We start from the raw sequence: 13,498 nt of genomic DNA, 5'->3' as shown, positions 1-13,498 counted from the left end.
TACTTTTTTTCATAAGACTATATTTTAATCTTAATACCTGCATTTACAACAAATCCGTCTAACGGTGCATAAATATCTTTGAAAACAGGATTTGAAATTGGTCCTGTGTAGATACTTCCAAATTTTGTCTGTCTGGTATCAGTAAAATTTTCAAAATTGGCAAAAATTGAAAAATTTTCCCAAAGCTTTTCTACCATGAAGCCGAAAATCCAATATTCCCTTCCAGTTGTACCATCACTTAACTTTTGAGGACTGTAATAATAAGCTTCTAAACCAGCTTTCCATTTATCTTCGACTTCATACATCAAAACATTATTTAATCTGTGTTTAGCAGTTAAAGGATTTTGAGATTTTATGCCATTGTTGTCTATCGAAGCATCAGCAAAAGTGTACCCAACAAATAGTTTAAAATCTTTATAGCCTAATTTCACATTTGTTTCTGTTCCTTTTGTATCTAAATATCCATTAATATTTACAAATTGGTAAAGGTCATTAGGAAGCGAAGTTAAAATCAGTGGATTATCAACATTTGTATAAAAGAATAATTGATTCAATGATAATGAAATATCTTCGGTAATTTTAGTTTTATAATTCACATCAAAGTTAAGTCCGTAACTTTTTTCAAGTTTATTGAAATCACTATTAATAGGGAGTACATTTTGATATTGAATACGCTCGCTTTCTTCGGTAAAAATAGTTGGTGTTTTGTAGCCTAAACCGCCACCAAGTCGTGAAGTAAGTTTGGAATTAATTTTAAATAAAGCTGAGATTCTAGGTAATAATGAGAATCCGTAATCAACAACATAATCACCTCGAAGACCAGTCTCGATATCCAGCCATTCTTTAGCTTTGACGGTATTCTGAACAAAAGCACCATAAGTGATCTGATTATAGTTTCTTAATGGAAAAGCTGTCTGGCTGTTTTCAGTAAACTTGTCAGTATATAAATTTCCACCAGCAACCCATTCTGCAATTTCTCCATTTTTAGAATAGCTGATTTCTGAGAAAGTACTGTTCTGCAGGCCATCAAAAATATAGTCAGGAATAGTTATAATGCGGCTGAAATTATTAAAACTGTTTTTAATGGTAATAGATTCCTGATCATTAAATTTATGAGTAAGGGTGAACTGAGTGCTTATTCTCTGCGTTTTATTTTTTTCGAAATAACTGTCAGGGTATTTATTTTCGTCTTTTATATAGTCAATATTCCCGCCGATACGATTTTCAAAAACTGTATTAATGCCAAAATTTAGTTTAGTGTTTTCATTAAAATTGACAAAAAGTTTTGGATTAAAATTAAAGCGTTCGAATTTTGGAATCGCAGTAAGCTGTATATCAGCAGGGTCATAAGGAGCGTTTCGGTCATGAGATGCAAAAACAGTCAATCCAATTTTATCAAACTGCTGGGAATAAAAACCATTAATATTCAAACCAAGAGCGGAAGTCCCATTAATTAGAAATCGCAATTCTCTTTCTTCGGTAGGGGTTTTAGATACAAGATTAACCAAACCTGCAATTGCACCACCTCCGTAAAGGGTAGAGGCAGAACCTTTAATTATCTCAACCTGTTTTAAATCTAACGGAGGAGTCTGCAGCAATCCCAGTCCGCTTGATGCACCTGAGTATACAGGAAAACCATCTTTTAAGATTTGTGTATATCGTCCGTCTAGTCCCTGAATTCTGATTGAAGAATTTCCAGAAGTAGCTGAAGTCTGCTGGGTCTGGATTCCGGTACTTTCATTAAGCATCATACGGATATCCCCCGGTTTCATATTTGCTTTTTCTTCAAGTTCTTCTCCTGCTATAAACTCAACTCTGGTTGGAATATTGCTGATTGTTCTTGTACCTCTTGTAGAAGTTACCACTATTTCTTTCATTTCTTCGGCTTCTTCTTCCATTTCACTTTGCAATGCAATTTCTTAAAATTGACAGCTGCAGGCACTTTAAAAAGTGTTTTATTGGGAGCATAACCCTCTATTGAGATCGATAATGTGTAGTCTCCATTTTTAAGGTTTTCGATAATGATGTTACCATTATTATCTGATGACAAAACTTCATTGGTTTCTTCAATTTTAGCTGAAGCACCTTTTACAGGTTCATTGGTTGATGTATTTTTTATATGGAATGTGATTTTATTCTGTGCCTGTACAGTGCCAATAGATGCTATTGCCACAATCAATAAAATATATTTAAACATTTGTGATTTCTTAATGTTAATAAAGGTGATAAGCCCGCTTAATTGAAGTTAAGCAGGTAAAAGCGGTATTTTATTAAGAAATTTTAGGAGGCTGCCAGATTTTGCAGATGAAAGAAGAATCGACAAATTTATAGTATGATAGTGTCTGTGAAGCTTCTTCAATTGTGAATTCTAATTTTTCGGTAATAATTGAAGAATTAAAGTTTATTGTAAAACCAATACAGGTTCCACAGGAATAAAATGGCGAACATTTTCCATTGCATTCATCACCGCAGTCATGAGACTCACCCTTGCAGTTTTTTTCCACTCTACACTCAGAGTGTTTAGCAAACGCAGAGCAAGGTACTGTCGAAAGAAACAGTACAATGAACGATAATATTGTTACCCATATTTTCACGCGTCAAAATTATAAATATTTTACTTAGTAATTTCATGTAATTGTTTTTCTTTCGGCTAAGTTTTCTGTTTTTTTGTTAATATAAATATAAAATTATTGTGCTAGTCTTATATAACAAGGATTAAAGTGGTTTGTATTCTGTCAAGTCACCTTTTAAAATATTCAAACCATATATATTTATAGGTAAAAGTCTGGTTAAATACAATTTAAAAGCATAAAAAAACGCTAATTCCTCGGAATTAACGTTTTTTTAAGAAGTGACGTTTAGTTCACAATTTACAAATCATTTTATGAACGATTTAAAGAAATTAGCTTATTTTCAAGTGAATTTGTAAGATAATTATTTTAAAAGTTTGTTGATAAGCGGTTTGTATGTATCGTAAGGGTTAAATGTTAAAAATCGTTAATTCAGTAATAGATGTGATTTCTGTCATAATAACTTATAGATTTAAGTTGAAGAGAGCGAAAAAAAATGTCATCAGTAAATTTAAATTATTATTCTTAAAATTTTATAATCAAAATTTGTATATGATAATCTATTGTCCATTAGAAATTATTCAATTTAGCAACATTTTTTATCTTGCTGAATTGGTGGACATGGCACAGTTCCATAACTGCAATATACACAGCAATCACCTTGATTTGGTTTAAGAGTTTGTTTGCAGTTCTCACATTCGTAAAAAAATTGGCATGCATCAGTTGGCATAGTTTCTTCTTTACTGTGGGAGCAAAGGGGGCAGGTTATTATTGATTGTAGAACGATTTTCATTTTAATTTTTTGTTAGTTACTGTATAGCCTGTTGAATTTATTGCTTTTTCAATTTCATTAATAGTAGTTTTGGAATTATCAAATTCTACAATTGCGTTACCATTAGTATAATTTACATTTGAATTTATTATTCCAATCAATTTATTCACTTCGTGATTCACGTGTTTTTCACAGCTGGCACAAGTCATTCCGCTTATTCTAAACTCAGCTTTTTGAGTGCTGGTCTTTTTCACGACCAAGACTTTCTTTTCTGTATTTGGATAAAAAATGCTTGAGTAGTAAGGAAACGAAAGCATGAGGGCTGCAATTACTGTAATTATTCCTAAAAACATTTTTGAATTAACGAATTTCGTATTTTCTTCTCTATCGCAGTTACAGTCTATCAGCTTTTTAGTTTTCAGCTTTTGATACCAAGATAAACCAATAATTATAACAGTCAGGCCGATGAAATAAGGCCTCATTGGTTCAAGCCATGAAAAAGCAGAAGCAATCCCGCTTGTTCCGGCAACTAATGCTAATATGGGAGTAATGCAGCACAATGAAGCAGCTAATGCTGTGAAAAATCCGGCTCCGATCATTTTATTCTCTGTTTTCATATTTTTTCTAAAATTTCATTTTGTGCTAAAATTTCGAAGAAAGGTTTCAGCATTTTTTCATATTCCTTTGTCAATGAATAGAAAATGGTCTGCGCTTCCCGTTTAGTTTCAATAAGTTTTCTGTCTTTTAGTTTCCGTAAGTGCTGTGAAATTGCAGAAATACTCATTTCAAGAATATCACTTATGTCACAGACACAGAGCTGTTTTTCTTCATAAAGTAAAAAGAGAATTCTTAATCTCACATTATTGCCAGCCAATTCAAGCCCACTTGATAAATAGTCAAATGAGGTATTGAGTTCTGATACTCTGTCTTTACAGCGGATTATTTGTTTAATATCTGCTTGCTGTCGTATACAAATTATATCTTCCATAATGCAAATTTATACTTTTTGCTTATTTAAGCAAATGCTAAAATACAAAATAATTGAATTAAAATTTTGAATGATTCCTGCCCATAAAAAAAGACAACTTTTTGAGTTGTCTTTTAAACAGTAAAGCGAAATATTACTTTTTGCAATCTTTCGGAGCACAAGTTCCCGAATCGTCACTACAGCAATGCGTAGAACATTTTTCAGTGCAGTTTTTCTTTGCATCAGTTTTTGATAAGTTCGCATAAGCGAAGATACTTCCAGCAGACAATACCAATGCTGCAAGAGTAATGTACATTTTGTTTTTCATAATTTTAATTTTAATGATTAATACTACTTAAGACGCACTAATCTAAAAATGATGCAGGCTTTGCTGATTTTTTTTTTTAACAGCCTGAATTTTCTATATATGAAGTTTTCAAAAATGATTCGGTGTTATCAGCATTTTCCTCCGCTGCATGATTTTTTAGAGGTAACGTTCATAATATTTCCACGGCGGTCTAATTCAATACTGCAGCAATCCAGAAGCATTTCCTTTAATTTGGATCTGCCTCTTTGCACTCTAGAACGGATGGAAGGGTAGGCAAGGCTGTATTTTTCTGTTAAGTCTTTCTGTTTAATTCCATGTATTTCGCTATCCATGATAATGTCCCGATAGTCTTCCGGCAACCGTTCAATGAATTTTATCAGACAACAGTCCAGGCCTTCCGAAGTATCAAGATCTGTTTCATGCATTATTTTTTGCATCATACAATCGGTCAGCTCTGATTTTTTATTATTGGAATTTTTTCTATAATAGTCAATAATGGAATTTCTTGTGATCGTGAAAATCCAGCTTTTTAGTTTGCCTTCGTCAGTTAGTGATCCTAAATTCTCGTTTATCTTTATAAAAACTTCCTGCAAAACATCAGATGCATCGTCGGTATCATTAATATGAGCCTTAATATACCTGCCCAAAATGATATAAAACTGATTGTGAATAGTATTTATTTCCAAACTCATAGATTTTATGTTCTGTTTATTAAGAAAGCAGGATTAGCAACAATTGATTTTAGCTCTGAAATTATTCCAGATATGGGCTGTTTTTGGCATGCATAAGAAAACATGAAGAATTGCCATTGCGATAGTTCCGGGTAAAAGATTTACAATTAACAAATTGAAGAAGCCTGGAGATTGATTGATATTAGAAATCATTATTTCCCCATTTTGAAAAGTAAGTCTGATGGAGAGGTAAACTGCAATTGACGCAAAATGAAACCCATTTACGAATAAATGGACAATATATTCCCAGCGCGGAAGCCCTCCCATAAACTGCCTGCTGTCTTTCTCTATAAAAGCGTCGTACCCTAGCACCATTATATCCAAAAGAACTATGGTTAAACCTATTACAAAACTAGTATGATTATCCTGTTTCAAGAACAGAAAATAAAGGATTGCCGGAAAGAAAACAGCTCTCAAAGTATGGGTAATATGCTCGGTTTTGCTTTCTTCCCGATTATGGAGCTGGTATTTGAAAATATGCAGATAAACGCCATCATATAAGGCTAAGACTGCAAATAGGACAAGAAAGAAGGATGAAATGATAATTGCTGTTTCCATTTTATTTTAAATTGGTTATAAAAGCAAAACTATTGGAAAGTATAATCAGCAAAAAGGACAAATGTCCTCGAATTTACTGGGTAATTTCTTTTCTGATCCTGCTCAGCGTCCTGCGTGTTATTCCTAGATAGCTTGCAATATCATTTACTGAAGCTTTGTTTATAACGGCAGGCTGTTCCTCAAGCATGCGCATGTATTTTTCCTTTGCGCTTTCATTGCACAAAACACTGGCATACTGCTCCATCACCATATACTGCCGCTCGGCAATTGACCTTCCGATATTCTGCCAGAGAGCACTCTTCTGATAGAGAATCTGCAGGTCATTGTAACTGATTGTTATAAGTTCGGTATCTTCTACAGCCTGAATGGAAAGTTCCGAAGGCAGCTGCGAAATAAAGCTCTTGTAGGAAGCCGTCAAATTATTTTCTGCGCAGAAGCAGGAAGTCACTTCTTCGGATTTTTCATTTATGTAATATGTCCTGAGGAGCCCTTTTTTTATAAAAGCGGCTTCATGTGAGGTTTTGCCGATCTCTGCAAAATAACTGTTTCGGGTTAATGTCCTTGTTTTGAAATACGGACTGTACTTTTCAAATTCCTGATCGCTGAGAGGGACGATACTCTTTAAAAATAATTTAAAACTTTCCATAGCGGGTTTTATTTCAATACATTAATATGCTTTTCTAAGCATAAACGCGTAAACGTCCGGAAGAGGACTCTCTTCAATAGCACGGGCTGCTTTTTCAATATCATAAGGAACTCTTACGAATTCCACCTTTATGCCGTCTTTTTTGGAAAGATTACTGGTTTTTTCAATGGTTACCACTGCATAGCAGCAGTCCGGATTTCTATCTTTTGGCTTTCCAACCGACCCTGCATTAATGGCATGAAAATAGCTGCCTTTTTTATTGGGATTTTCCAGTATGCGATGATACGGCAGATGAGAATGTCCGCAGATAAGAATGTCTGTATTGGAATCAAGAAAGATGTTAGTGAAATCTTTCTCATTTTTATCCTCAAGCAGATATTCCCTGTTGCTGTAAGGACTGCCATGAACCATAAGTATCTTAATGAGTTTGTTGGATGTCTGGTATTCAAGTTTAATATGGGCAGGAAGAGCAGAAAGATATTTGATCTGCTCTTTACCCACAATCTGATATGCGTAGCTTTCAATGTCATTTGAGCCGTCATTGTGTATTTCTACAGCTTTGACATCGTGATTTCCTGCAAGGGTAGGGATATGCTTTTTACGGATCTCATTTATCACGGCATTGGGGCATAAATTGTAGCCGACTAAATCCCCTAAGCAGTAAACGGCATCAATATTCTGCTCTTCAATACTTTTTAAAGTCTGCTCCAGTGCGGGGAAGTTCGCATGTATATCCGATATTATTGCAATTCTCATATTTTCTTAAGCAGTTTCTGCAGCTACCTGTTTTGTGAAATACTTTTTTCGGAACCAGAAGGCAAGGTTTACCAGTGCTATAAGAGCAGGCACTTCTACCAGAGGGCCTATAACACCTGCAAAAGCCTGTCCGCTGTTTATTCCAAACACGCCGATTGCCACAGCAATGGCAAGCTCGAAATTATTCCCTGTTGCTGTAAATGCTATAGAGGTCGCTTTTGAATAGTCAGCCCCAAAATATTTACCCGTGAAAAAACTGATGACAAACATTAAAGTAAAGTAAATCACAAGCGGTATTGCAATACGAACAACGTCCATAGGGATCTGAACAATAAGTTCCCCTTTCAGGCTGAACATTACAATAATTGTAAAAAGCAATGAAATAAGTGTAATTGGCGAGATAAACGGCACGTACTTATTCTCAAACCATTCAGAACCTTTTAAGGCTATCAAAGCATAACGGCTTATGATTCCCAAGGCAAATGGAATTCCTAAATAGATACCGACACTCTCGGCAATCTGTCCAATGCTGATATTGACTTCAAAACCATCATATCCAAAATAGGGAGGGAGAACGGTTATAAAAATATAAGCATATACACTGTAAAGCAGTACCTGAAAGATGCTGTTAAGGGCAATAAGTCCAGCTGCATACTCACGGTTTCCGTCTGCCAGATCGTTCCATACCACAACCATTGCGATACAGCGTGCCAGACCGATCAGGATCACCCCGATCATGTATTCAGGATATCCGTTCAAAAACAGGAGCGCCAATAAAAACATCAAAACAGGGCCTACGATCCAGTTCAGGAATAAAGAAGCACCTAAGACTTTAGTGTTTTTGAAAACCTGACCCATCTGTTCGTATTTTACTTTTGCCAGAGGCGGATACATCATCAGGATAAGCCCTATTGCCAATGGAATGTTTGTTGTTCCGCTGGAGAAAGAATTGATGAAATCTCCGCTGGAAGGAATAAAGTATCCTATTGCCACGCCTATTGCCATAGCAAGGAAAATCCAAAGGGTCAAGAAGCGGTCAAGGAAGCTTAATTTTTTGCGTCCGACGGCTGGTGCACAGTTATTTGCTGACATTTTATTTTTTTATTTGTGAGAATACGTAAAACATTTCAGTTCCTATCTGCAGGCTTCGCTCCAGATAAGTTTCTTTCTGCTGAGGCGTTCCGTCGGAAATTTTTGGATCTTCAAAGGTAATCGGGATTCTTTTCTCAGCACCTGCTATAAAGGGGCATCCGCCGTCAGCCTGCGAGCAGGTCATTATTGCGGCGAATCCGCTTTCAGGATTGAAGTCATCATCATAGGTTTTGGAAAAACCGATGACAGGAAGTTCGTCAGCTGAATATTTTATTGAATAAACCGGGTTTGATCCCTCTGAAAGCGTTTTGATGTTGAATCCTGAATCCTTCAAAGTCTCCGCTGCCATTGGGAAAAGGGCGGTAGCCTCTGTTCCTCCTGAATAGCATGAAACGTTTTTGATGCCGTAATAGGCGGCAGCAGTCTGAGCCCAAACCTGCGAAAGATGGCTTCTTCTGGAATTGTGCGTGCAGATTAGGTTTAGTCTGGTTTCCAGCTTACTGTCCACTTTAGTCTGAATGAAGTCGATTAATGGCTGCAGGACTGTTTTGCGATCCTCGGAGATCTGCTTAAAATCAAATGATTTAACGGTATTCTCAATTTGTGGATATAACATAGTTTTTTGGCTGTAAAGGTTTATTGATTATCTGTTTAATGATTAGCAGCATCCTCCGCCCGGAGTGCATGAATTAGCATTGTCAGTATTTAACTGAGATAATTTTACTTTAGGCTTATCAGATGGAATACCGCACTGCTCCTGAGCAAGACAGGCTGTCTGTTTATTAAGCAGAGTGAAGTTTTTACCGTTAAAATCTAAATCGTATTTGCCGATAGTAGTGTTCTGGTATTCCACTTCAATTTCATTGTCTTCAATTCCTAACACTTTTTCTGAAAGCTCAATGATGTGGATCAGTTTCTGAGGTTTAAGCCTGTGCTCGTAGTCGTTGGCATCCCAAAGCTGGAAGTTTACAACTGTTTCTTTTCTTACTGTTCCTCCGCAGTCGATGAAGTTTTTGGTAACCAAGCCTACTTCAGTTACGTGAAAATATTCCGGTACAAATGTGCCGTCCGGCAGTTCAAAATTTACAGCTTCCACTGTTTTAAGCACTTCTTTAATTTCTGAAAGTTTCATAATTTTTTATATTTAGTTAAACTATATTTTTTATTAATTAATAACGGAGCTTCTTCTTTCAAGAAGCGCAGTATCTCTCCAGATACCATTCTGTTTTCCGATTTTTTCTCTTGTTCCCAGTATTCTGAAACCTGCTTTTTCATGGATTCGGAGGCTTGCCGTATTCTCAGGAAAGATCCCTGCCTGAAGCGTCCAGATTCCTTCAGTTTCGCTCTGTCGTACAAGTTCCTTTAAAAGGGTAAGCCCGATTCCTTTTCCCGAATGTGCAGGATCCACATATACGCTCACCTCTGCAACCCCTGCATAAACGCAGCGTGATGAAACAGGTGTAAGGGCAGCCCATCCAATTACCTTGCCATCTTCCTGCATCACAACCCGGCAGGACTTAAGATGCGACTGGTCCCAGTCTTCCCATGAAGGGGCACTGGTCTGGAAAGTTGCATTGCCGGTGTCTATCCCTTTTTGGTAAATTATTTTTACCTCATCCCAGTGTTTGTCCGAAAGTTTTCTGATTTCCATATTTTTATAGATTAGCAGCATTCGCTTCTCTTTTTTGCCAAATGATCTGATATGTGCTGAAAGAAGCCTTTTATCTTTTCCAGTCCAGGTTCATTGATGCAGTAGCAGATCGAGTTTCCTTCGATGCTTCCTTTAATCAAACCTGCATTTTTCAATTCTTTCAGATGCTGTGAAACGGTCGGCTGTGAAAGGGGGAGTTCGTTTACAATATCTCCGCAGATGCAGGCATCCACTTTTAATAAATATTCCATAATAGCAATACGCGCAGGATGGCCTAATGCTTTGGCTAAAACAGCCAGCTCGTTCTGGCTTTCTGTAAAGTGATCTGTTTTTGTTGCTCCCATCGTTTTATATTTATATTGCAATATTACGATAATAATTTAAATAAAAAAAAATATAAAGATTTATTTTTATGAAGATGAAGGCATCGGCTAAGAAAAAGATTCGATGCATATGGTTTTATAATATTGTTTGTTACCCGAATGCTAGTTTTATCAAACCAATGTATAAAGCAATAATTACATGGTTTATCGTTAGCTGATATTATATAAATACAATACAAACTGAACAACCCATAATTAGAAAGATGTTCAGCATTTGCAGTTATTTGTTATTAATAATACCAATTTTAAATTTAAAATTGGTATTATTAGATTTTCATACTGGTTCAATTTCGATCATTAATTTGAATGGACTTCCACACCGTTCAAATGAAAGACAATTTAAAAAAATTGATATCCTTCAATATTAACCGATTAATCTTAATTCTAGAATTTGGTCTTACAATAATTTACTATTGTACTTATAAGCTAGTAATTTAAAATAAATCCTGCACCAAAGCCCATATCACTGTCATAGTGTGAAGACAAAGAACCCCATCTGGTAATTATATAGCGTAGTCCTGCCATATATTCCTTGTCTGTATTCCACATCAAATTCATTCTAAGCCGTTTAGAAACGGGAATGTCTTTACGTTCAAATTGTAATCTGACTTTACCATCGGTAAAAACTTCAGCTTGTGCTACTATTAACATAGGTAGGATGTAGTTAACCCCTAGACTTACCACTGCACGTTTATCCTTAGTATTGGTTTGTCCAAAAAGATTATTTTCTTGTATATCTTCTCCCATTCTTCTATATCTCCAGTCAAATCCTATAAAAGGCATTAACCATTGCATTTTTCCAATATATCGACCAATATGTGTTTCTGTTTCATAACCATGCATGTCATTGTATCCTAACCTCCATTCGGTTCCAATGCTCCAGCGTGTACTTTGATACATTGCTTCACCGTCATTTCCATTGGTGGCAAAATCATTTTCTGCCATAAAGTGGAATTTTCTGTCGTCAGCAAACAATTTTCGTTGAGCCAGTTTAGGGTTTGGTATTTCTGGATTTGGAGGTGAATTTTCATAAGAAAAAATTCTGCCCATACCAGCCATCATATGGTAGAGAATATGACAGTGGAAAAACCAGTCGCCGCCATCTTCGCTTGCGGCGAATTCAATAGTATCTGTTTCCATTGGCATGATGTCGATGATATTTTTCAAAGGCGCAAAATCACCTTGCCCATTGATGACCCTGAAATCATGGCCATGCAAATGCATTGGATGGCGCATCATTGAATTATTATGCAGGACGATACGTAAAATTTCTCCTTTCTTGATCAGGATTTTATCAGCTTCGGAAACGACCTTGTTATCCAGGCTCCACACATAGCGATTCATATTTCCGGTAAGCTCGAATTTGAGCTCCCTCACTGGAGCATCTTTTGACAATGCCGTGCTTGTTGGAGATTTTAGCATCGCATAATTTAATGTCACAATATCGGCAAGAGCATTGGCATTGTACTTATTTTCCATATTGTGCATGTCGTGCATTTTATCAGGGGTATCCAATTTGGTTTCTTCTTTGTCCATCTCCATTGGCATGTCTTTACTTCCTTTTGTTTGTGGGCCTGTAATTTCAGGATACATTACCGAGTTCATATCCATCTGATTCAGCGACATCTTCATCCCCATATCATTTAGGTCTCCGTTCATTTTCATCATATCGTTCATCATTTGCATCCCTTCAAAGTATTTCAGTTTGGGTAAAGGGGAGGTGAGCTGTTTGATGCCATTTCCAATGTAGAGGGACGCCGATTTTGTCCGGTCTTCTGGTGTTGCCAAAAACTCATAAGATGTATTTTCTGCCGGAATGCTTAAAACAAGGTCATAAGTTTCAGAAACTGCAATAAGTAGACGGTCTACTTCAACAGGCTCAACATCATTACCATCACTGGCCACTACTGTAATTTTGCCTCCGGCATAGGTAAGCCAAAAATTACTGGATGCACCGCCATTAGAGACGCGTAATCTTACCTTATCACCGGCTTTGAACTGCGAAAGCTGGCTTTCGTTTTTCCCATTAATTAAAAATTTCTCATAATAGACATCGCTTACATCCATAGCGTTCATACGCTTCCACTCATTGAGGACCTTGGTTTTTAAATAGCCTTGTTTTATAGCTTCGCCATAACTTTGGGTCGTGCCTTTTTTTATTGCAAACCAATCGGAGGCATTATGCAGCATTCTATGAACGTTCTCCGGGTCGATATCGGTCCATTCGCTCAGCACAATCGGAATTGTCGGTAGGTCATCTATCCCTGCCCTGAAGTTTGGATCGGAGCTTCGTTTGTTCATCACAAAAGAACCGTACATTCCTATTTGTTCCTGCAAACCAGAATGGCTATGGTACCAATGGGTCCCATGCTGCCTGATGGGAAAAGAATATTTGTAGGTACTGTGTGCTTTTATCGGCATTTGGGTAAGGTTAGGCACACCGTCTTCTTTATTGGGTAGAAACAAACCATGCCAGTGTAATGACGTTTCTTCGTCAAGTTCATTATGAACATAAATTTCTGCGGTATCACCTTCTGTAAAGGTTAATGTAGGCATTGGTATCTGGCCATTTACCGCTATCGCTCTTTTTGATTTCCCTGAGAAATTTACCACCGTATCGCGAACATATAAATCGTACCTTACAACTTTAGGTGGCTCATCATTTACCATCATTTTTTTTACTGGGGGGCTCGCTGTTTTCTTTTCCATGTTTGTCTTATTATGCGCCTGATGCATATTGATCTTATCCGCAGAGGAAGATTTAGCCTTTTTAGGCATTTCCTCTTTAACAGCAGTTACAGTTTTAGGTTTTGCAGCTGCCTTCGGCTTAGTGATTTTAGACTTTTCTTTCACTAATGCCATGCCGCATTTTGGGCATTTTCCTGGTTTGGATTCATGGATATCGGGATGCATTGGACAAGTATAGGTAGCAGGATTCGACTCTTCTTTGACAGACTTTTTATCTATTGCCATTTTCATATCCTGGGCTTGAATCAGGACAGGAAGCATGATAAATACGAGTATTATAAGTATGTTTTTCATAT

Annotated in this window: 15 protein-coding genes and 1 pseudogene; all 16 read right to left on the bottom strand. The window is 36.6% G+C overall.

Translation table 11 applies throughout. The annotated features are described in order from the left end of the window. Positions 1 to 17 precede the first annotated feature (17 nt). Positions 18 to 2,197 (bottom strand): annotated as a pseudogene (locus tag BOW55_RS00565) (TonB-dependent receptor plug domain-containing protein). A 73-nt stretch (positions 2,198 to 2,270) separates the two neighbouring features. Beyond that, positions 2,271 to 2,594 (bottom strand): DUF6660 family protein, encoded by a 324-nt coding sequence (locus BOW55_RS00560; RefSeq protein ID WP_012025079.1) that lies wholly within the window; start codon positions 2,592 to 2,594, stop codon positions 2,271 to 2,273. Positions 2,595 to 3,156: 562 nt separating this feature from the next. Beyond that, on the bottom strand, positions 3,157 to 3,363 hold the full coding sequence (locus BOW55_RS21155; RefSeq protein ID WP_012025078.1) for a GDCCVxC domain-containing (seleno)protein: 207 nt from the start codon (positions 3,361 to 3,363) through the stop codon (positions 3,157 to 3,159). Then, entirely contained in the window at positions 3,360 to 3,959 is a 600-nt protein-coding gene (gene merTP, locus BOW55_RS00550; RefSeq protein WP_008463709.1) for a mercuric transport protein MerTP, read from the bottom strand. Before merTP ends, BOW55_RS21155 begins: the two co-directional genes overlap by 4 nt. Then, complete coding sequence (locus BOW55_RS00545; protein WP_008463711.1) at positions 3,956 to 4,330, bottom strand: metalloregulator ArsR/SmtB family transcription factor; 375 nt, start codon at positions 4,328 to 4,330, stop codon at positions 3,956 to 3,958. Before BOW55_RS00545 ends, merTP begins: the two co-directional genes overlap by 4 nt. A gap of 133 nt (positions 4,331 to 4,463) precedes the next feature. Then, positions 4,464 to 4,637, bottom strand: coding sequence for a hypothetical protein (locus BOW55_RS20750; protein WP_157498527.1), 174 nt, complete (start codon positions 4,635 to 4,637; stop codon positions 4,464 to 4,466). A gap of 128 nt (positions 4,638 to 4,765) precedes the next feature. After that, positions 4,766 to 5,329, bottom strand: coding sequence for an RNA polymerase sigma factor SigZ (sigZ, locus tag BOW55_RS00540; RefSeq protein WP_008463713.1), 564 nt, complete (start codon positions 5,327 to 5,329; stop codon positions 4,766 to 4,768). A gap of 33 nt (positions 5,330 to 5,362) precedes the next feature. Further along, positions 5,363 to 5,926, bottom strand: a complete 564-nt coding sequence (locus BOW55_RS00535) for a hypothetical protein (RefSeq protein ID WP_008463714.1) — start codon at positions 5,924 to 5,926, stop codon at positions 5,363 to 5,365. Positions 5,927 to 5,999: 73 nt separating this feature from the next. Next, positions 6,000 to 6,572 carry a Crp/Fnr family transcriptional regulator gene (locus BOW55_RS00530; RefSeq protein ID WP_008463715.1) on the bottom strand — a complete coding sequence of 191 codons (573 nt, stop codon included), beginning with the start codon at positions 6,570 to 6,572 and terminating at the stop codon, positions 6,000 to 6,002. Between the two features lie 21 nt (positions 6,573 to 6,593). After that, complete coding sequence (locus BOW55_RS00525; protein WP_008463716.1) at positions 6,594 to 7,328, bottom strand: metallophosphoesterase; 735 nt, start codon at positions 7,326 to 7,328, stop codon at positions 6,594 to 6,596. 6 nt (positions 7,329 to 7,334) lie between these two features. Continuing rightward, entirely contained in the window at positions 7,335 to 8,420 is a 1,086-nt protein-coding gene (arsB, locus tag BOW55_RS00520) for an ACR3 family arsenite efflux transporter (protein WP_008463717.1), read from the bottom strand. Between the two features lies 1 nt (position 8,421). Next, positions 8,422 to 9,036, bottom strand: coding sequence for a low molecular weight phosphatase family protein (locus BOW55_RS00515; RefSeq protein ID WP_008463718.1), 615 nt, complete (start codon positions 9,034 to 9,036; stop codon positions 8,422 to 8,424). Positions 9,037 to 9,078: 42 nt separating this feature from the next. Further along, positions 9,079 to 9,552, bottom strand: a complete 474-nt coding sequence (locus tag BOW55_RS00510; RefSeq protein WP_008463724.1) for a DUF6428 family protein — start codon at positions 9,550 to 9,552, stop codon at positions 9,079 to 9,081. Between the two features lie 33 nt (positions 9,553 to 9,585). After that, positions 9,586 to 10,092, bottom strand: a complete 507-nt coding sequence (locus BOW55_RS00505) for a GNAT family N-acetyltransferase (protein ID WP_008463732.1) — start codon at positions 10,090 to 10,092, stop codon at positions 9,586 to 9,588. Continuing rightward, positions 10,083 to 10,415, bottom strand: a complete 333-nt coding sequence (locus BOW55_RS00500) for a helix-turn-helix transcriptional regulator (RefSeq protein ID WP_008463735.1) — start codon at positions 10,413 to 10,415, stop codon at positions 10,083 to 10,085. The genes BOW55_RS00505 and BOW55_RS00500 overlap by 10 nt, the downstream gene beginning before the upstream one ends. A gap of 465 nt (positions 10,416 to 10,880) precedes the next feature. Beyond that, the gene (locus tag BOW55_RS00495; RefSeq protein WP_008463737.1) at positions 10,881 to 13,496 is read right to left on the bottom strand and encodes a multicopper oxidase domain-containing protein; all 2,616 of its coding nucleotides are present in this window, start codon (positions 13,494 to 13,496) and stop codon (positions 10,881 to 10,883) included. Between the last annotated feature and the right edge of the window lie 2 nt (positions 13,497 to 13,498).

It is taken from the genome of Flavobacterium sp. YO12 (assembly GCF_004119495.1).
In the GTDB taxonomy this organism is placed as follows: Bacteria; Bacteroidota; Bacteroidia; order Flavobacteriales; family Flavobacteriaceae; genus Flavobacterium.
Note: the sequence above shows the minus strand (reverse complement) of the source record. Positions and strands in the feature narration are given on the sequence as shown.

Coding starts and splice junctions, on each gene's coding strand:
- BOW55_RS20750 (WP_157498527.1), bottom strand. CDS start 4,637: ATGAAAAACAAAATGTACATTACTCTTGCAGCATTGGTATTGTCTGCT.
- BOW55_RS00500 (WP_008463735.1), bottom strand. CDS start 10,415: ATGGGAGCAACAAAAACAGATCACTTTACAGAAAGCCAGAACGAGCTG.
- BOW55_RS00525 (WP_008463716.1), bottom strand. CDS start 7,328: ATGAGAATTGCAATAATATCGGATATACATGCGAACTTCCCCGCACTG.
- arsB (WP_008463717.1), bottom strand. CDS start 8,420: ATGTCAGCAAATAACTGTGCACCAGCCGTCGGACGCAAAAAATTAAGC.
- BOW55_RS00515 (WP_008463718.1), bottom strand. CDS start 9,036: ATGTTATATCCACAAATTGAGAATACCGTTAAATCATTTGATTTTAAG.
- BOW55_RS00535 (WP_008463714.1), bottom strand. CDS start 5,926: ATGGAAACAGCAATTATCATTTCATCCTTCTTTCTTGTCCTATTTGCA.
- BOW55_RS00505 (WP_008463732.1), bottom strand. CDS start 10,092: ATGCTGCTAATCTATAAAAATATGGAAATCAGAAAACTTTCGGACAAA.
- BOW55_RS00530 (WP_008463715.1), bottom strand. CDS start 6,572: ATGGAAAGTTTTAAATTATTTTTAAAGAGTATCGTCCCTCTCAGCGAT.
- BOW55_RS00495 (WP_008463737.1), bottom strand. CDS start 13,496: ATGAAAAACATACTTATAATACTCGTATTTATCATGCTTCCTGTCCTG.
- BOW55_RS00545 (WP_008463711.1), bottom strand. CDS start 4,330: ATGGAAGATATAATTTGTATACGACAGCAAGCAGATATTAAACAAATA.
- BOW55_RS21155 (WP_012025078.1), bottom strand. CDS start 3,363: ATGAAAATCGTTCTACAATCAATAATAACCTGCCCCCTTTGCTCCCAC.
- merTP (WP_008463709.1), bottom strand. CDS start 3,959: ATGAAAACAGAGAATAAAATGATCGGAGCCGGATTTTTCACAGCATTA.
- BOW55_RS00510 (WP_008463724.1), bottom strand. CDS start 9,552: ATGAAACTTTCAGAAATTAAAGAAGTGCTTAAAACAGTGGAAGCTGTA.
- sigZ (WP_008463713.1), bottom strand. CDS start 5,329: ATGAGTTTGGAAATAAATACTATTCACAATCAGTTTTATATCATTTTG.